This window comes from Escherichia sp. WS1265 (genome assembly GCF_046487585.1).
Lineage (GTDB): Bacteria > Pseudomonadota > Gammaproteobacteria > Enterobacterales > Enterobacteriaceae > Escherichia > Escherichia coli.
Genome location: NZ_JBJQJE010000020.1, coordinates 68,477 through 85,519, shown reverse-complemented (window position 1 = coordinate 85,519; position 17,043 = coordinate 68,477). Strand labels below are relative to the sequence as shown.

Here is a 17,043-nt window from a genome sequence, read left to right as displayed (position 1 = left end):
CAAATCCTTATGCCGGTAAAGCAATTTCTAACGGTTTATCCAAAGGTTGTTTGTCGAATGCCAGCAGTGGCAGCGTGTCAGGCAGTCGACGGCCAAAGTCAGGGTTTCGGTACACACCATACAACGGAGACGTAAAGCTCAGGTTGTGAATGTCCTTGAGCAGCTTCACAATGCTGGCCTCGTCCACCAGACTGTCGGCAATGTCCTGAATCGTCGTGCCACGATTCCGCCCAGCTTTTGCCAGGGAACTGTTCTTGTGGTAGTCCGCCACCAGATCACGCAGTGCACGGCGACGACGAGACTCGCTCATTGCGAACAACTCTTTGACGATCGCCTCGTTATCACCCGGGTCAGAACGGAAATGGCGCTGGAATACACGCAGTGCACTTTCATAGCTCTTCGGTCGCTCAGGGCGGATGAACTTAAACCCTGCTTTCATGGCGAAGGGATTGTATTTGCTCATCGAGGACTGGATCTCAATGATTGGCCGGTCATGCATCCTGCTAACCAGGTTAATCATTCGATAAGAGACGCCTACGCCACGATACTGAGTATCCACAACTGAGCGACTGATCACCGCAAAGTTGTTATTCACGTACCGACCCCAGTACTGGTTAGCCACGGTGGTATTAGTGGTTGGTTTCAACTTAGGAAACATGCGGTGGCGAGGTGCCAACAGTAGTTTCGGGTAAGCCATAACCACGACGCCCACCAGACGGTCATCAAGTTCGCAGCGATAGTAAGTTGGCGCGAAAGGTTTGCCGTCTGTTTTGTAGTGAAGCGACTTAAGAGCGTGCCAGTCCTCTACAGTTCCCTTTGTAACAGTCATTCGCTCCAGAAAGTCCAGATGACGCGGAAACTCTTCAGGGCGGTAGCGTTTAATGATGATGTCCGTCATAAATGAACCTCATCATGACTACCATTGTGATATTCCACCTTCACGCGTTCTTTGTAGTGCTTGGTGATCTGCATATCCGGGCGCAGCGCGTTCTTCAGGTCTTCGTGAGTCGTCGCCACCATTACCGTCGCACCAACCTTTCGAGCGGCACGCTGGAGGTTAGATGCCACAACCTGAGCGGTTACACGGTCTAGAACAGCACCGAACTCGTCAGCAGCCCACACTTTAGCGCCTGACTCAATCAGTTTGGCAATCTTGAGACGATATTTCTGGCCGTCTGACATTTCAGAAGGCTTGCGAACAAACAGATATGCATCGTTCAGACCAGCCATAGATAACAACCCAAGCGCATCACTGGTCGTTTTGCCCAACTGATCGATGACGTTAACCTCATTATCGAAGGTAAAATCATCGATGGAGGCTACAGAAAGCCCTTCATCCTTCATCTGGCGTTGCAACTCGCGCAGCACAACGGATTTGCCAGAACCGGATTGGCCGGTGATGTACACCACATCGCCCTGCTTCACTTCCAGCTCCAGATTGTCGTAAAGCGTCCACTCTTTTTCGTCCAGGCCAAGCCCGAACGACTCAGCGATTTCCAACGTGCGCGTGGTTTTATTTACGCGTGTCTGAAACGATACGTTGATGATGTATTTGCTCATGCAGCCATCTCCCCGGAAGAGATCTTCTCCGCATATGCCACAAATGCGTCTACCCCGCTTTCTCCCGTCATTTCTTCCATGTGGGCAAGCAAATCACCAACAACAATGGCAGAGCCAGCAGGGAGCGTTTTAAAGCCCAATACGTCGACAACACGTACTTCTTCCGCTGCAACTTCACGACTGATCTCGGTGTGTTCATCCTTCTGTCGTTTAGTTTCTTCGCCAAGATCGATAACTAGCGAATCGGTGTCCATTTCTTCTGTCATACTGCCAACGAGAACATTCAACTCACGCTCTTCAAAGCCGAAAACCTCGATATCGTCCAGAACAAGCGACTCAAGCTCTTTCTGTAGCTTAATTGCATCGTAATCAATGCTGGCAAGTCGGTTATCTTCAAGGCGCTTCGCACGAACCTCGTCATCACTGAGATCATCGCGAACAATAACCGGTACGCGCTCAAGTCCAGCAAAAATTGCAGCCTCACGGCGGCCGTGGCCAGTAATAATTACGTCGTTCTTATCGACCGTAATTGGCTGGTCAAATCCGCGCTTTTTAATGGCTGCGGCCAGATCTCGGATCTGCTGTTCATCATGCTTTTTGGCATTCATCTCATAGGGAATAAGATCTGCCGGGTCGCGATATACGATTTCAAACTTTTTGGTCATTACATACGCTCCTTGTAGTAGTCGACCAGCCACACCAGAGCCTCACCAGCGTTCTCCATTTCATTACCGGTGTTAATAGCCTGCTCTTTGATGATGTTTTTTATGGTTTCTGCAACACGATCTGACGCATCGAAAGTTACTTTGAAGCGCATGGTCTGATGTTCCGCACCCACACGTTCGGTTTTCTCTCGTTTGTCGGTATCGACAGGCTCATCACTACCACGAGACAACGCCTCCAGTGCTTCAAGGTCGATTGCCGCCTCTTTTGCTAAAACCATCGAGATTTCGTCGTCATACGGGGCGATTTCAGACAGTTGATAGTCAAGTTCTGACTGAATTTCTTCAATGAAGCGTTGCAATGCGATTTGGTCGTCTTCACCGTATCGCTCGTTGTCCACCAGTGACATCTGTTTAGCTACGACATCGCTAATTTTGCCCACAGAAAGCACCGGAACCGTTGAAATTCCTTGCTCAATAGCAGCACGCCAGCGATGTTCGCCGCCGAGGATTTCAAAAAATCCATCTTCAAGTTCACGAGCCAAAATTGGCTTAAAAAAGCCCAATTTTTCGATAGAACCTTTCAGTTTTTCAAAATTCTGCGCACCAACCGAATTGGTGTTCCAGGTATTCGGGCGAAGGTTGGCAACATCAACCTGCAAAATCGTGATTTTTACATCCATTTTATTGCTACAATCCACTAAGTAATCACTTACTTATTATAATAACCAAATAACATACAAAAGGCACTAAGGAAAGAGGTTTATGACTGTTCGGATTGTATCTAACGCAGTAAATGCGCTTATTTCTGGCGCAGATGACAAGGTAAAGCAACTGGTGCAGCAAATGTTGAGCTACGAAGTCGAGACTGGCGACTGGAAGGGCACAAGCACGATGTTCAACTGGAGTAAAAACTCGTTCCCTGCTGGCTTTGCCAAGCCTGTAGCGGCGAACTTGAACAAGGCGGGCATCAAATGTGTTCATATCCGCAAAGACAAAGCCCCGGCGCTTGGAAAGCCAAATCCGGCGGTTAACCCATTCCCATACAATCCTGATTATGCATATCAGGATCAGGCTGTGGAAACACTAGTTCGCGAGGGAATGATGATTGCCCAGATCGCTACTGGTGGTGGGAAATCTAACGTTGCCTGCAAAGCAGCTGCACGTATCGGTCGAATGACATTATTTTTAACAACCCGCTCTGTTCTGATGTTTCAAATGGCCGAAAACTTCCAGAGATCCATCGACTACCGCGCCGAAAATGGCGAACCGTGGTTAAAGGACCAAAAGGTTGGAGTCATTGGCTCGGGTGAGTTCCAGGTATCACGACATATCAACGTCGCTACAGTTCAAACTCTTGCAAGTTTCCTCGAAGAACCACCACGCGATGCAACACCAGATAAGAAAAGCTACCACCTCAAACGTCGGGAGTTGGTGAAACGCTTCCTTTCAAGTGTCTCTCTTCTTATTCTGGAAGAGGCGCATGAGTCTTCAGGCTCAAATTTCTATGACATCGCCAGATTATGTGTGAACGCAGACTATCGTCTGGCGCTTACAGCCACGCCGTTCATGAAGGATTCGACGGAAGCCAACATGCGCCTGATGGCGGTGGCCGGGCGAATTGAAATTAAAGTCACAGAAAAGTACCTGATTGATAGAGGCATTCTGGCAAAACCATACTTCCTTTATCATAAAGTTGCCTACAAGCCGGACGAGGCCAGAATCAAGGCAGAACTTGCCAACAAATACCTCAATTTTAGAGTAGGTATGAGCACTGCCTACCAAAAGGCTTATCAGTTGGGGATCGTGTATAATTTGGGACGTAATGAGGCCATTGTTCGCGAAGCATTGCTCTATAAGCAACATTCTCTCAATTGTATGACTCTGGTTCGTCTTAAACGCCACGGGCAAATCCTGATGGAAATGATGAAAGAGTCCGGCCTTAGAGTTGACTTCATTTATGGGGAATCGAACCAGTCGACAAGGCAAGCAAAGCTGAACAGTTTAGCGTCTGGCGACATAGATGTTTTAATAGGCTCGACTATTCTGGATGTCGGTGTTGATGTGCCAAGCGTTGGTGCGGTCATTCTGGCTGGTGGTGGGAAAGCAGAAGTTGAAATGAGGCAGCGTGTCGGTCGTGGCTTACGAGCCAAGAAGAATCAGGCAAACGTGTGTTTTATCACTGATTTCATTGACACTAGCAACAAATACCTGTTGTCTCACTCTTATGAGCGAAAACACATCATCGACACCACACCTGGCTTTGCGGAAGGTGTATTGCCTGTTGATGGCGCATTCGATTTTGGAATTCTGAAACGAGATTAGTTATGAGCGAAAAAAAAACAACTTATTGCCAAGTGGCATTGTCTGATAAGGCCAATGAAAAACTTGGAAAATTTCAAATAAAACTCAAAGAGAAAAAAATCAAGATGTCTAAGGCTGAAGTTATCAATGCCATTCTGGAGACGATGACTATGGCTGAATTTGACAAAGTCACATCTGCCGTTGGGGTTTCCGCTAAGACGCGTGAGAAAATCATGCGCATCTATGAAAACTCCAATATGACAAAAAAAGATTTAGAGGAAATACTGAGCAGGTTGCCGTAACATTTCATATTTACCCCCTATCTACTAATTCTATGATGTGCTCACTTGTTAGAAAGGAGCACATCATGAGTTGGTTAAAAGAATTATCATTTGTTGACACCACTGGCGCTAAGAAAAATCATTCTTTCTGGAAAGTCAGCGATCCTTCTGATTTTCTTGTTGGCGCTAATGCTGCTTTTGAATTGCTTAACTTTTATCAACGTTATCCTGAAATGAAACACAGTCCACTCCTGTACAGAATAACAAACGATATGAATAGGTCTGGTTTATTATCAAGTGAGTCAGCGAAAGGCTTTTTTAGCAAAATTACGCCACACATATCATTCGATGCAGCAAACGAAATTGATTATCTATCCACGAAACCTCAAGAACAATTATCTGTACCACCTGAGAAAAAAGAAAGACGAATTGCCAGCATTGAAAATATATCGAAAGAGCTTCGCACAACAACGTTGAGGCTGCTGAACTTTCTTACGCTACTTAATTGGATAGATGATCAAACATTGATTCCATCAACCGATGCGTTGGATAACAGAGTCCTTCGTCTAAACAAAAAATCGCAATTTGGTTTTGTGTTCACCAAAAAAGGTGAAGATTTAATCAAAAGAAAATATAGATTATTGAATGATTAATAGTCTACATGCAGGTGTATGAGAGCACCTGCATGTGACATTCGTCACATTTTTTGAAATGTACACCTCCGGCTGAAAAAATTTCTTGATTGGCTGAACGATATTTGTAGGCTCCGCCTCCGAAGAAATTCGGAGGATATATGCGTCAATTTATAAAAACGTGTGACCTAAGAAATATAATAGATGATATTGCATGTGATGAAAAATTATCCTTGATAAAACCGGCAGGTATATCAACGAATAATAATATAAACCTTTATTATTTACAATTAAAGAAAACTTCTCAACAGCACCCCATCATTATAAAAAAGAATGGGCCTAGAACGAAATCCTCTAACGGTCTGGTGACGAATCCGTATCCAATATTGACAGTCTTTAAAATGCTGGATGAAATAAACAATCAGCTTGGCGACCAAGAGGTTATTCCTGAAATTGTAGAAGCTTCAACCTGGGCAGGTGCAACCATTAACCTGACTGACGACGAAAATCTGAAAGAGTTCTTTAGCGAAAACGAGTTGAGAAAGAAAGTCGGCTATTCCTTTTCATTCAAAAGTAAAAAATCTATAGAACATTTTCTTCGTGTGTTAATTCAATATATAGAATCAGGGATTATCTCACAAGTAGAGAGCAGAAAGTTCTTTAGAACAAACAAAAAAAATGTCAAATTAAAAGAGATTTACAATCTTGCTCTAAAATCACAACATTCAAGAGGGCAAAACAGTGCTGATGCTCTCAAATCACCTTTCTCGTTGAATAAGAAAGAGATTCATGCAGTCTCAGCCAAAGCAGAAGACAACGTAACTCAAGAAGAAATCAGCTACGACCTCCAGAAAGAAGAAGTTGAGGAATATATAGAGGGCGAAACAAGATTAATCCAGTCGCAACATCGTAGCCGCGTATCCGGGTTAAGGAATGACGTTCTGGCAAACGCAGACTACAGGTGTCAACTATGTTGCAGAACGATGTCGGAAATATACGGCAAGGAAATTGACGGTAAAGAAACGAAAACGCTGCTACACGCTCACCACATCATCCCACTTTCACAAGGCGAAGGTGCACGAAGCGTGAACCCAAAAACAGATCTGATTGCCGTCTGCCCTAGCTGTCACGCAATACTTCACATCAGCGGCAACAAGGAAGCTATACCACGCGAGCGATTTTATGAATTGCGCCAAAAAATTGTCGGCAACCTTCAAAAACAAGAAAACATAGACATAATGAACCTTGCATGTGATGAAATTAGCAAAAAAGAGAAGAACGAAAACGCCAATTAACGCTATCTACCTATAAATGTGAAACATGCCCTCGACAATACCAGAAAGATTTGTCGAGGGCATAGGACTTTCCCTATGTCTGAACGATTAAATGTTAACAGCAATTAAATATTTTGTATATGTTATTCTTCTGGTGGCACGACAAAATCATCGAGCTTATTCTTTTCGTCTCGAAGCAACTTGATTTCTTCTTCTGTTATGCATTTGTCATAATCTGTTTGTTCAGAATGGCACAGTGTAACCGCGAATGGATAGCCGGTGTAAGACAGTCCTCTAACAGGTTCTAGTTCACCGTTATCTTTTTTCCTAAATTTGTAAAAGTCAGGAGTGTCATAATTGGTGACGCTAACAAGAGCATATTTATCATTTTCTCTTGCATACACTTCACTAACACCTCTCGATTCGCCCAACTCTCTACTCACATATGTCGAATCACTTGCAGCATCAAACACAGCCTGACCTAATGGAGTTTTTTTTAAATCATCTATTTTCTCTTTTTCCTTCCTGATATTAGATTCGTTTTCCAGATAAAGTTTCACACCATTTTCTTTACATACTAGATTTTGGCGTTCAAAACGTAATCGTTCTCTTGCCGAGTTGGTATTTTTATCCATTGCAACGAATACAATCGGGTTACGTTCACGAACATCAAAGATGTGTGCATTGAATGCGGTCGCACCTGTATAGGCGTTCAAGACGTTTTTGCCATTCACCTCTCCACATACCATATATGAATAGCTATTTTCACCTAACTGAATAGCTCGCATATTCGTGAACCGACCAGCATCAGGATCTAGCAGTGTAGAGCGAATATCCTTCTCGACCAGATTTATGGCTCGCTCTTCATCAGAATCACAACCTGTTAATAGTAAAGCCGCTATTAACAATGCTAATGAGTATTTTTTATTCACCCCATTCTTCATGAAACTTGTTCCATAATCAATTTTTGTTGGAATGTACGGTTAGTCTGTCTACGCATCATAGAGATGTATATAATGACCAAAAAAGACTTAAAAAGGTAGACTATGGTTAAAGACATCACCTACGGCATTCCAGCAGAAGTCTGGCCACGAGACTACGAACATGCTGAAAACATACTTATGTTCTGGCGGAAAAACAACATTCCTGTAAGAGTCACGCTTGAAGACGGTCAGGTGTTTTGCATGTACGTTCAGGGGACAATGCCTTCCCGCAATAAGCTAGATTTATGCCCGCTTCCATATGATAAAGAAAATCGTATAAGACTCCCACTTGAGCGCATTAGCACAATTGAATCAGGTGTAATCGATGGCATTGCTCGCGAGTTCAAAGGTAGGCTAACAATACATCCAGACTATGTTGACAATCAGCCATCACGTCGTGACTTTTTTAAGATATGTCGTCAGGCTTACCAAAACGGCAAATCTATAAGGGTCTACATGGCAGACGGTCGTGAAATAGAAGGGATATCAAGAGGCGTTGATGCTTGCCAGGTCACTCTTAAGTTAGAAGACGGCAGAAAAACACTTGTATTCTTCGATTGGGTTGAACGAATTTTACCGTTTTGAGTTATGAAATCGATACTATTGACATCTTTATTTTTAGTTTACTCAATTTCGGCCAATGCAAAGGATGATATCGCAATTATTCAGTCGCTGATGAATGACGTATGCTCAACGTCTCAGAATGTACCAGTTTGCATGTTTAAACTTTCAGCAGCTGTAAAATTAGGGATAAACATTGGTAAGACCGCTCAACTATGTGAACAAGTGGAAAATTATGAACCATGTGAATCGAACAACTCTTCTGTGCAGTTCGTTGATGCGTTATTTGACACCAATCGTAAGGCTGTAGAGTCAGTCCGATAAATGTATAAGGGTAATAACCGGCTAAGTCCGGTTATTTTTTTAAATGCCATTTATTAAATACACCTCCAATTCTACTCCGTATAAACATATAAGGTTATAAGCCGGAATTAATTATTTATTTAGGGAACACCTTCGACGATCTCGCTTTTATTTCTAGGACTTTCGTCCCTGCAAAAAACTAAAAAAAACACTTGCAATCTTTTTTTGCGTATCGATAATTGAACTCGTCGAAAGCGAACTGGCTAACGACAGTAAAAAATAAATTCATTTTAATTTTTGTAAGGAATAAAACCATGACCAATATTATCTTATCTAAAAAATCCATCGTTGAAGCTGCGCGTGTTGTAACAAATGAATTAAAAGAAAAAGCAGATCTGGCAACTCAAACATATAACGAATATTATAAAAATGGTACGCACACCAAAGCAGATAAAGCAAATATGCAAGCTGCTACCACTAAACTTGCTTACTTCATCAACAACGTTGTAAACGCTGTTGAAGACGAAAAATTATGCTCTGTTTTCTACTATGCGATTAAAGCAAGCAAACAAGCGCCAGAAGTATTTTTCCGTGATGCAATGACTAATAGTTATTCACTGGAAAAACTGGTTTATCTGGTTAAATCCATTAAAGCTGGTAAATGCGTTTATTCCGTCGCTGATATGTCAGGATCTCGTGTATTCGCTTTAATCGATATGATTAACGACGAGATCGACACGTTCACTAATGGCGCTGTTTTCGATTTAATGAATGAAGCTAAAAAAGCGTGCGAAATTAAATTGGACGCTGGCTATACTCAAGCCAACCAGTTGATCAATCTTTGCGAACGTCTTGGACTTGTTGAGAAAGTCAAAGGAATGGGAAGCGCAAAAGCTGGTACGCAGCAATATCGCTTTATTAAAAATGATTTCTATAACTATCTGGCTGATGCTTTCAAAGCGTAATTAATGGAATCTGGCGCCCACTATGGGCGCTTTTAAGGAGCTTAATCATGTTTATGATTATCGCTGGCGTTAACGTGCGCAATGAATATTTTGTTAATCGCATCGCTGGGATCGCTGGTTACGCTGGGCGCGCAGTCGAGCTTATAGATGAAACGACGCGCAAAATTGACTTATTGAGCGACCAGGAGCGAAAAAAAGCAGACGTGAATGACGCTGATATATTTTTAATGTTAAAAGCGTTTGTAGAAATGGGATTTGAAATCAGTTTACATAAATAAAATCGAGCGCCCACTATGGGCGCTTTTTTCGTTTCCAATACTTCCACCATAACGCGCCAATGATGGCGCTTTTTTTTATTGTCTTTGACTCACTCCAACAACATAAAAATAAGCGCAAAAATAACGCCATAGACGAGCTTTTATATCCTTACCAGCATATACCCATTACTTAGCGCATTAACGCGCTTAAAACGCGTTATATTGCGTTATGGTGTATGGTTAATCATTGGCTTTTAGTCTTGCTTTATGATCCGCGTTTATTTGTCGGCGCGGATCGGCATTTTGTTTTGTTCCGTATCCGCTCGCGTATTATGTGCGCGTGATTTTTCACATAATCACACCACTTAATCACGTATGTGATTACGCTACGAAAGAAATCTGGATGTCTCAGGCGACGAAAGTCATCATGATTTCCCCGCTCACCTGTCCGACAACCGCTGGTTGGATTCCACCAGCTTCCCGATGTTTTTTCTACATAAAGGCGAATGCAGCCGTTTCCCGAAAAAATCCTGGCCGTTTCCCGTCGGCTCATGAATACGTTCCTCGCCGTTTCTGAAAATTTCCCTGCGGCAGCTGGTGGCTATAGAGAAAGGGCCGTTTCTGGCCCTCTTCTCAGTTACACGCCATCAAGGATGTGGATGCGGTTGCTTGCGTATACATTCAACATAAAGTTAGCGCAAAACAGTTTCCATGTATCAACGCCAGCGGCATACGTAATGTTTTTGCATTTTATTGCATTGTTGGCGATCCGCATCCCCTGCGATACTGCTTTATCGTCGGAAAATTTGAACGACGATTGAGTTTTAATCCAGACAGAAATCTGCGTAGCGAACTCAATCAGCTTGGACTGGCAGAATCGCCCGGAGCGCACCGGAAAGACGAACGTTCCGAATCCAGAATTTACCACATACGCTTTCTCAAATACCCGCGAGTAACGACGATTGCCAATGATGTCGCGTGCAATAATGCATTTTTCTTGTGCTGACAGTTCTACCGTCTCATTGTCGCGCCATGCACCAAGTACTCGTTTTTCAATGTCAGAGAACGTTACAGCGATATTGCCATGTGCGGGTGCGTTTACAGTAGCGATAAAATTCATGATTAATTCCTTATCGTAAATAACAAATTGTTTTCTTGTTGGTGTTAATTATCGTTGTACGAATAAGGCGTCAAAGTGGAAAGTTGCGGTAGCCGGACGGGAACAGGTGGGTTTGTCGGTTGCCTGGAGGTAAGAGGTTGGTGTTTTTAGCCTGCGGGGAACAGGATGGTCATTTAAGGCCACCACTGCTGGTGGCCTTGTTTTCAACTGGAATAAGAATAATCTGTATTGATGAGTAAAGGCGCATCATCCACTAATCCTGACAGAAACCAGCGAGCAGTTCCGTAAAGTTCAAGGGCGTCAAGATAGCCTTCATGCAGTGCACCAACCCCAAACACATCATTATCAGCCATAGCTACCGCATCTACGGCCAGATACTCTATGAGTTCTTCCATGCTTTTTATATTTATATCGTCTAAATTCTCCAGTTTGTTCTCAATCTCATTGAAAGGGATATCCGGCATCGAATGCACTATGATTTTTGGCACATCATTCTCATTATTTACCTCCACAATAACAATTCCATACTCTGTAAAAAGAGAACTAAAGAATCTATTAAACTCTAAATTAACAAAAGATGCCGAACCATTTAAACGCTCAACATATGGGGAACGAAAAGCTGAATGTAAATTATTTTTTCTACTTTCCTTGCCATATTCTATAATCAACTCTTTATTTTTGATCTTCTCGAGTATTCCACCTAGCTCCTCTACAATTAAAGCGCCAGTGTTTTCTCTTTCTTTTGATACTATAGTTGAAAGACTGATCAAGGCTTCTGTTATACTGTTATTAGAAACGATCAGATGAAATAGCTCCAGCATAGCCAATCGACCACTATCAGTGAACGTAACAAAGTTTATTGCATCTATTTCATTTTTAATCGCAAGAAACTCACATTTATTTTTGATGTTTTCCCGAATTGACATCTCCACACGCTGTCTTATTCTCAACACCTGCTTAAAGTAAGTATTTTCAAAACATTCGACAGAAAATGTCTTCTTACCATCATTCACAATAGCCAATCTGTATTCATATTCAAGACCATTAAGTTCAAGGCAATCACTGTCATATTGGGACCCATCTTTAACTGAAAACAATTCACTAATGTCAATTTGTCCCAAAAATACTGGTTTCATTTTTAATTCCTCGTTTGTTTTCGATGTGATAATTATCGCTGAATGAAATAGGCTAAAAAGAAGATTTGTAAGGCAACTATCTGGAAGTAAGGCAAAGGGTGGTCATTTAAGGCCACCAGCATTGGTGACCTTATTCTTCAGTGGAGCAGACCGATGTCGATGGTATCCCCTGAATCATCCACACGGATCATCAGCATGGCAAAGGCGTTTAGTGGATAGCTTGCGTGCCATTCAGGGAAGCGGTCATCTCGCATGAAGTCGGCAATGTCATAAACGCATCCCTCAAAGTGGAAGAATCGCGTGCTTACCTGCTCGTCATAATCCACATGATCCATTTCTTGCTGTTCTTTTTCCGGCAAATCCAGCCATGATTCAAGGAATACATTTTGTGCTTTAGTGGTAATGGTGAAGTCAGTCATTCTTCACCTCCATTTTGATAGAAAATCATCCATCTCAAGATAGCCATTAAGCTCCTGCTCTGACATGATGATGTTTTCCATGCTTCTGATAGCCTCAAGTAACGACTCCCGATCTGACGAAGCGACAGTAACAATGTATTCCATATTATTTCACCACCTAATAAACACGTTGTTTTCTTGTTGTTGTAATTATCGCGGTGTAGATAAGGCAGAAAACAAATTGTTATCGGGTATAAGAAAATGGCGCGGTTTACGCGCCATTCAAAGAGGATTAAGCGAATACGCTTTCAGGGATTAAGGTGTCAGCAGGAATGCCGGATGTAATGCGCAGACCATACTGACCAATCCAGGTGGTGCTGGTGTTCAGGCTGGAGGTGAATACGGAATTAACCATATTCATCATGGTTTCAAACACCTCTTCATCAACCTGGCGGAAGTAGTTCTCGATTTTCAGCAGCAGCGGGTCAGTTGCATCGAGAATGGACTGGTATTGAGTCGCGTACTCGCCGCCGGAGGCATCACCTTTACGCACGATCGTACTGGCCTGTACTTCGGCACCAGTTTCGGTGTTGTACGTAACAACGGTGATTTTTGCCACATTCTTACCTTCGGCGGTTTCAGAGGCATAGTAAACATCAACTGTCAGTTTTTCGCGTTTAACGGTCATTTCACTCTCCGTAGTGTCTTGATTATTTTTCTATTTTATAGCCGTAAGTATGTACTTACAATACAAAAAAGCCCCGTAAGGATGGCGGGGCTGTCGTACTGTCGACTAATTACCACTTGCACATTATCAGGCTATTGCCATCACTGATGCTCTCTGAATTTCTTGCTGGGCCACGCGGTTAACTTCCATCAAAGCCAGTTCGAGCTGATGTTCCGGCCACATTCTTTGAAATGCCACCCAGCCTTTTCCACGCTGGCGACGAACATTCATTACATAACGAGTAAAGGTGTTTTTATCGAAAGACACCGCTGTTTCACGGAACAGACGAATAGAGGTCCCATTGGCAACGATGTCCAGCAAAGTTAATTGAGCAACCAGTGCAGGCTTCTCTTTTCTCTTCTGGTCTTTGTCCAGACCAAGAACCAATGATTTTTTCATCACAACTCCGTAAACAACTTGTTTTCTCAATGGCGTAAATAATACCAGTAAGAAAACGGCTACAAAGCATATTGATCAGGCGCATGAGCGATATGCAGGTTCTTCCCTGCGGCTATAGAGAAATTAAGCCAGCAATGCTGGCTTTGGTTGGGGTTACTCGAATACTTCAAGAAACTCCTGAACGTCCCAATGCTGGACGAGGTGAAGATAGACCTTAGAAATCACGTCATTTTCGCTATCGCATGTGAAGTAGTACTTCTGGCTGCGGTTGTATGTGTCCACACAAAATTCGCTCATATCCATAAAGTCAGCATCTTCACCCATGTCGCAAATCATCAAAGCAGGTGCGTCATCACGAGTCATCAGCTCCAGCACCCATCTTGAATTGATCAGAGTGGAAGACCAACCTTCTAACTCATAAAACTGATCAAACTCTTTTTGAGTTAATTTCTTGATTTGGTTGATGTCGATATTTGTAAACATAAAGCAATCCTTAAACATGTTGTTTTCTGAATTGCGTAAACAATACCAGTAAGAAAACGGCCACAAAGTATATCGTTACGGTGTTGCGCTGCCCGGAGGTTAATAGCGACAAAAGCCACCGTGCTGGTGGCCTCACTCTTAATCTTCGTCGCCCGGGAACTCGCTGTGTACCGCGTCCACCAGCTCCCGCTTTTCATCTTCACTCAGCAGGTGCCAGATATCCTTCCCCTTGGGCGGTTCCCCTTCTGCCGGGACGAACGACCACAACTTGCGGTACAACTCCGGCCCCACTGCATCCAGACACTCAGCCAGGGAATCCACGCCCCACACCTCAACCGTCACAGGCATCTTAATCATCTCTTCATCCTCACTTCGTTTATATAACGTCTAAACATGTTGTTTACTTGTTGGTGTTATTATCGCAATAAGACAAAGGCGGAAAAGGATTTTATGTCGGGAAAGCCAGGCGGGTAGTGAGTATCCGGGAACGACACGGGAACCAGTATTTACGATATTCTGCTCTACGCGCGCCGCAGGGCTGGTGGGCAGAATTTTCTTCTCCCCGAAAACCTACTGAAATCGATTGTGACCCGCTGACTGTCTGGCACAATTACGCTGTAGCTGGGCATTCAGAGGGAATCCAGCGGTAAGCAAGTCCGCCTACGTGAGCGCCTCTCTTCTTCCCGCACATTACAGGTGGGTAGCCGCAACTCTCCCTCTCGCTATACCGGTACGCCGCCGTTCCTGAACCGGCATCGAGCCTTTTCCCGAAATCCACACAGGCAACTCAACCGTTTCCCTGAAAATCCCCAGCCGTTCCCCGAAGGCAACCCAGCCGTTTTTGTAGCGGGATGCAGCCTTTTCCCTGTATGGACCGAAGGCTGACCGTAGGGGTGTTACGGGGGATAAAATCAGGAGTTGAATAAATACGAAAAAGGAGGCGACACCCCTCCTTCCCTCCCCACTTATACATACCTGGCTTCTTCGCTATACATGTTGTGTTTTATCTGTCTCAACCTCTCTATAGGCGTTAATGCTCACTCCTTCCAGAATGTTCTATACGGCGACTATTTCTGTTGGTGAATTGGGTGTGTTGTTTTCTCTGTCGGTGTATGTGGTTTCGTTCGTTTTGCGGTGGTTCTTCTATGGGGTGTTCTCGTCGTTTTGGTGATTGTTCTTCTCCGTGTATGGAGTAATGGCAGGTGGGCGATTCCTTTCGTTGTTGTGTTTGAGTTGTTTGTCTGGAGTGTGTGAAAGGCTTTTGTAGTTATTCGTGTATTGGGTAATGGCGTTTCCCGTGATTGTTCTGTTTCGTGTCTTTTGGGATTGAGAGAAACCTTGCGGTTACAGGCTTCGTTGGGGTTTCAGTGATTCTGGTGTTTCTTCGCTGTTTGGGGAATGGCGTGTCGTGGGTATCGCGCGTATGAATGTTTTCGGATTGCCTGTGAAAGTTAGGTTGGTTGTCCGGTAGCCTGGGAAGAAGAGGTGGGTCTTTTCGGTAGCCTGCCATAAAGAGGTTGGTTGTTTTTGGTAATGGCATATGTGTTATTTAGTTGTTTTGTTATACCTGAAAATAAGTTGTTTATATGGTTGTGTAACGCAACGGGAGCGATTTTGAGCGTGTGTTTTTGTTGGTAGTGTGTTTGGTCGTCTGCGGTGAAAATTGGACGCTGTGGCGCTGTCTGCTGCGTAGAATTACGGGTATAAGCAGTGATGTGTGAAAACGTCAATTTTTTAGACCAAATCGGGTGAAAGCGTTGATGTTTCGTTGATCTGTTATTCAGTTGTTTTCTTGATTGTATAAACAACCATAACTTATTGATATTTAAGGATATGATTGCGGGTATGGAAGGGGAGTAGTGGCGATCAACGGATTCTTATAGAAAAGAATCAAATTGTGACCGCCATTATCAACTGATTGATTTGTTTACTTGTGTAGTCAGTTCTCGAAATGAATAGGGTCAACGTAATGCCGCTCACCGCTTTTACCATTACACAGCACTGTAACTTTCGCCTTTTCACTCCAGGCTGAGTATAGAAAGTTCCCATCAGGTTGAACATGGTAACGAGAGAAGTAAACATCGCCGACTGAGGCGTCGAACATGTTCCTATCTTTTTCACTTTGGGCAAGCGAGATGGATATCACCGAATTCCCATTTGGGGAAACGATTTTAAATTTATTCCCTATATCCATAACAATATTGTAACCAGGTAATTGCTTGTGTGTTTCCGGATCTATTTTCATGCATCGTGGGTACACGATAGTGTTAGGCTCTTCAACTGGCGTGGCATTAGCAGAAAGCACAAAAAATATTAGTGCCAATGGTGCATATTTCATTTATCCCTCACAATTTCCAATTTTCCAGACCATCTTCTATTTCAGCGTCAGGGTGGAATTGTACCGCATCAAATCCTACATCGAGCACCTTTCGAATGTTCTTGATGGTTTGCTATGTGACACCGTAATCACGCAGCTTTTCTTCCCTCCCCTGACTCCCCCATACTCCGTTTCTGTACCCAATTGAGTCCGAGATCGTATGGTGCTCGAAACAGATATTTGGTAGACACTCAGAGTCATGCTGTGTAACGAGGGTAGGGCTACTAACTGTCGTCTTATACAATTTGGTGAGTTTCAGCATTTTACCACCCCGTTCGGAAACAACTCATTCGCCGTAGTTGATATAACCTCCCAATTAACGCCGACATCAGCGTTATGGCATTGTCTGATTTTTTGCATCACCTGTACGCATTGTTCATCAGTGAGATCTGTCCTTACTTCAGCAATATCTTCTTTGTGCCACATAACCATGAGTAAGGGTTCGTCTTCTGGATAGTTTTTCAGTTTCTCGATGATTTCTTTTGCTGTTCCAAACATCTTCATCTCCTAAATAATTTGTTTTCTTATGTGGCTTATTATCTCAATCAACAAAAGGTAGAAAACAAATTGTTTTAGGGCTTGTGTAAATTAGGAGGGATTGTGTCTATATGAAAATGCCCA

General features: G+C 43.3%; 21 protein-coding genes. 7 read left to right on the top strand and 14 right to left on the bottom strand.

Going from position 1 to position 17,043, the window contains the following annotated elements; genetic code table 11:
* Positions 1-7: 7 nt before the first annotated feature.
* From ACJHX3_RS18855 to ACJHX3_RS18840, 4 genes are read right to left on the bottom strand one after another with little or no spacing between them, the layout of a single operon-like run.
* Positions 8-898: a hypothetical protein gene (locus ACJHX3_RS18855; RefSeq protein ID WP_000129633.1), complete on the bottom strand. Its 891-nt coding sequence runs from the start codon at positions 896-898 to the stop codon at positions 8-10.
* Positions 895-1,560, bottom strand: a complete 666-nt coding sequence (locus ACJHX3_RS18850; RefSeq protein WP_001717191.1) for an ATP-binding cassette domain-containing protein — start codon at positions 1,558-1,560, stop codon at positions 895-897. Before ACJHX3_RS18850 ends, ACJHX3_RS18855 begins: the two co-directional genes overlap by 4 nt.
* Positions 1,557-2,225 (bottom strand): ParB/Srx family N-terminal domain-containing protein, encoded by a 669-nt coding sequence (locus tag ACJHX3_RS18845; protein ID WP_000161986.1) that lies wholly within the window; start codon positions 2,223-2,225, stop codon positions 1,557-1,559. Before ACJHX3_RS18845 ends, ACJHX3_RS18850 begins: the two co-directional genes overlap by 4 nt.
* Complete coding sequence (locus ACJHX3_RS18840) at positions 2,225-2,905, bottom strand: ParB/RepB/Spo0J family partition protein (RefSeq protein ID WP_000382660.1); 681 nt, start codon at positions 2,903-2,905, stop codon at positions 2,225-2,227. Before ACJHX3_RS18840 ends, ACJHX3_RS18845 begins: the two co-directional genes overlap by 1 nt.
* A gap of 82 nt (positions 2,906-2,987) precedes the next feature.
* Between ACJHX3_RS18840 and ACJHX3_RS18835 the strand changes: the two genes are divergently transcribed.
* The 4 genes from ACJHX3_RS18835 (at position 2,988) to ACJHX3_RS18820 (ending at position 6,734) form a co-directional block, all read left to right on the top strand.
* Positions 2,988-4,547, top strand: coding sequence for a DEAD/DEAH box helicase (locus tag ACJHX3_RS18835; RefSeq protein ID WP_094307970.1), 1,560 nt, complete (start codon positions 2,988-2,990; stop codon positions 4,545-4,547).
* 2 nt (positions 4,548-4,549) lie between these two features.
* Positions 4,550-4,828 carry a hypothetical protein gene (locus ACJHX3_RS18830; RefSeq protein ID WP_001291061.1) on the top strand — a complete coding sequence of 93 codons (279 nt, stop codon included), beginning with the start codon at positions 4,550-4,552 and terminating at the stop codon, positions 4,826-4,828.
* A 65-nt stretch (positions 4,829-4,893) separates the two neighbouring features.
* Entirely contained in the window at positions 4,894-5,460 is a 567-nt protein-coding gene (locus tag ACJHX3_RS18825) for a hypothetical protein (protein WP_000118608.1), read from the top strand.
* A gap of 140 nt (positions 5,461-5,600) precedes the next feature.
* Positions 5,601-6,734 carry an HNH endonuclease gene (locus tag ACJHX3_RS18820; RefSeq protein ID WP_094307971.1) on the top strand — a complete coding sequence of 378 codons (1,134 nt, stop codon included), beginning with the start codon at positions 5,601-5,603 and terminating at the stop codon, positions 6,732-6,734.
* A 122-nt stretch (positions 6,735-6,856) separates the two neighbouring features.
* Here the strand turns inward: ACJHX3_RS18820 and ACJHX3_RS18815 are convergent, their stop codons facing one another.
* Positions 6,857-7,657 (bottom strand): hypothetical protein, encoded by an 801-nt coding sequence (locus tag ACJHX3_RS18815; protein WP_094321871.1) that lies wholly within the window; start codon positions 7,655-7,657, stop codon positions 6,857-6,859.
* A gap of 102 nt (positions 7,658-7,759) precedes the next feature.
* Between ACJHX3_RS18815 and ACJHX3_RS18810 the strand changes: the two genes are divergently transcribed.
* The 3 genes from ACJHX3_RS18810 (at position 7,760) to ACJHX3_RS18800 (ending at position 9,803) form a co-directional block, all read left to right on the top strand.
* A complete protein-coding gene (locus ACJHX3_RS18810) occupies positions 7,760-8,281 on the top strand; it encodes a transcriptional regulator (protein WP_094307973.1) in 522 nt (173 codons plus the stop codon).
* A 593-nt stretch (positions 8,282-8,874) separates the two neighbouring features.
* Positions 8,875-9,525: a hypothetical protein gene (locus ACJHX3_RS18805; RefSeq protein ID WP_094307974.1), complete on the top strand. Its 651-nt coding sequence runs from the start codon at positions 8,875-8,877 to the stop codon at positions 9,523-9,525.
* A gap of 47 nt (positions 9,526-9,572) precedes the next feature.
* Positions 9,573-9,803 carry a hypothetical protein gene (locus ACJHX3_RS18800; RefSeq protein ID WP_094307976.1) on the top strand — a complete coding sequence of 77 codons (231 nt, stop codon included), beginning with the start codon at positions 9,573-9,575 and terminating at the stop codon, positions 9,801-9,803.
* A gap of 616 nt (positions 9,804-10,419) precedes the next feature.
* Here ACJHX3_RS18800 and ACJHX3_RS18795 read toward each other — a convergent pair.
* From ACJHX3_RS18795 to ACJHX3_RS18755, 9 genes are all read right to left on the bottom strand, one after another.
* Positions 10,420-10,902, bottom strand: coding sequence for a hypothetical protein (locus ACJHX3_RS18795; RefSeq protein ID WP_094307977.1), 483 nt, complete (start codon positions 10,900-10,902; stop codon positions 10,420-10,422).
* Between the two features lie 203 nt (positions 10,903-11,105).
* Positions 11,106-12,038 (bottom strand): hypothetical protein, encoded by a 933-nt coding sequence (locus tag ACJHX3_RS18790; protein ID WP_094307978.1) that lies wholly within the window; start codon positions 12,036-12,038, stop codon positions 11,106-11,108.
* Between the two features lie 137 nt (positions 12,039-12,175).
* Positions 12,176-12,457 carry an ABC transporter gene (locus ACJHX3_RS18785; RefSeq protein WP_094307979.1) on the bottom strand — a complete coding sequence of 94 codons (282 nt, stop codon included), beginning with the start codon at positions 12,455-12,457 and terminating at the stop codon, positions 12,176-12,178.
* Positions 12,458-12,728: 271 nt separating this feature from the next.
* Positions 12,729-13,124, bottom strand: a complete 396-nt coding sequence (locus ACJHX3_RS18780) for a hypothetical protein (RefSeq protein ID WP_059277745.1) — start codon at positions 13,122-13,124, stop codon at positions 12,729-12,731.
* Between the two features lie 126 nt (positions 13,125-13,250).
* Complete coding sequence (locus ACJHX3_RS18775; protein WP_000749407.1) at positions 13,251-13,562, bottom strand: hypothetical protein; 312 nt, start codon at positions 13,560-13,562, stop codon at positions 13,251-13,253.
* A gap of 153 nt (positions 13,563-13,715) precedes the next feature.
* A complete protein-coding gene (locus ACJHX3_RS18770) occupies positions 13,716-14,045 on the bottom strand; it encodes a hypothetical protein (protein ID WP_022644956.1) in 330 nt (109 codons plus the stop codon).
* Positions 14,046-14,183: 138 nt separating this feature from the next.
* Entirely contained in the window at positions 14,184-14,399 is a 216-nt protein-coding gene (locus tag ACJHX3_RS18765; protein ID WP_162535791.1) for a hypothetical protein, read from the bottom strand.
* A 1,585-nt stretch (positions 14,400-15,984) separates the two neighbouring features.
* On the bottom strand, positions 15,985-16,383 hold the full coding sequence (locus ACJHX3_RS18760; protein ID WP_032252448.1) for a hypothetical protein: 399 nt from the start codon (positions 16,381-16,383) through the stop codon (positions 15,985-15,987).
* Positions 16,384-16,677: 294 nt separating this feature from the next.
* The gene (locus ACJHX3_RS18755; protein ID WP_032252493.1) at positions 16,678-16,920 is read right to left on the bottom strand and encodes a DUF1380 family protein; all 243 of its coding nucleotides are present in this window, start codon (positions 16,918-16,920) and stop codon (positions 16,678-16,680) included.
* Positions 16,921-17,043 lie beyond the last annotated feature (123 nt).

Coding starts and splice junctions, on each gene's coding strand:
- ACJHX3_RS18800 (WP_094307976.1), top strand. CDS start 9,573: ATGTTTATGATTATCGCTGGCGTTAACGTGCGCAATGAATATTTTGTT.
- ACJHX3_RS18770 (WP_022644956.1), bottom strand. CDS start 14,045: ATGTTTACAAATATCGACATCAACCAAATCAAGAAATTAACTCAAAAA.
- ACJHX3_RS18760 (WP_032252448.1), bottom strand. CDS start 16,383: ATGAAATATGCACCATTGGCACTAATATTTTTTGTGCTTTCTGCTAAT.
- ACJHX3_RS18820 (WP_094307971.1), top strand. CDS start 5,601: ATGCGTCAATTTATAAAAACGTGTGACCTAAGAAATATAATAGATGAT.
- ACJHX3_RS18755 (WP_032252493.1), bottom strand. CDS start 16,920: ATGTTTGGAACAGCAAAAGAAATCATCGAGAAACTGAAAAACTATCCA.
- ACJHX3_RS18830 (WP_001291061.1), top strand. CDS start 4,550: ATGAGCGAAAAAAAAACAACTTATTGCCAAGTGGCATTGTCTGATAAG.
- ACJHX3_RS18840 (WP_000382660.1), bottom strand. CDS start 2,905: ATGGATGTAAAAATCACGATTTTGCAGGTTGATGTTGCCAACCTTCGC.
- ACJHX3_RS18855 (WP_000129633.1), bottom strand. CDS start 898: ATGACGGACATCATCATTAAACGCTACCGCCCTGAAGAGTTTCCGCGT.
- ACJHX3_RS18850 (WP_001717191.1), bottom strand. CDS start 1,560: ATGAGCAAATACATCATCAACGTATCGTTTCAGACACGCGTAAATAAA.
- ACJHX3_RS18775 (WP_000749407.1), bottom strand. CDS start 13,562: ATGAAAAAATCATTGGTTCTTGGTCTGGACAAAGACCAGAAGAGAAAA.
- ACJHX3_RS18780 (WP_059277745.1), bottom strand. CDS start 13,124: ATGACCGTTAAACGCGAAAAACTGACAGTTGATGTTTACTATGCCTCT.
- ACJHX3_RS18790 (WP_094307978.1), bottom strand. CDS start 12,038: ATGAAACCAGTATTTTTGGGACAAATTGACATTAGTGAATTGTTTTCA.
- ACJHX3_RS18845 (WP_000161986.1), bottom strand. CDS start 2,225: ATGACCAAAAAGTTTGAAATCGTATATCGCGACCCGGCAGATCTTATT.
- ACJHX3_RS18805 (WP_094307974.1), top strand. CDS start 8,875: ATGACCAATATTATCTTATCTAAAAAATCCATCGTTGAAGCTGCGCGT.
- ACJHX3_RS18825 (WP_000118608.1), top strand. CDS start 4,894: ATGAGTTGGTTAAAAGAATTATCATTTGTTGACACCACTGGCGCTAAG.
- ACJHX3_RS18815 (WP_094321871.1), bottom strand. CDS start 7,657: ATGAAGAATGGGGTGAATAAAAAATACTCATTAGCATTGTTAATAGCG.
- ACJHX3_RS18810 (WP_094307973.1), top strand. CDS start 7,760: ATGGTTAAAGACATCACCTACGGCATTCCAGCAGAAGTCTGGCCACGA.
- ACJHX3_RS18785 (WP_094307979.1), bottom strand. CDS start 12,457: ATGACTGACTTCACCATTACCACTAAAGCACAAAATGTATTCCTTGAA.
- ACJHX3_RS18795 (WP_094307977.1), bottom strand. CDS start 10,902: ATGAATTTTATCGCTACTGTAAACGCACCCGCACATGGCAATATCGCT.
- ACJHX3_RS18835 (WP_094307970.1), top strand. CDS start 2,988: ATGACTGTTCGGATTGTATCTAACGCAGTAAATGCGCTTATTTCTGGC.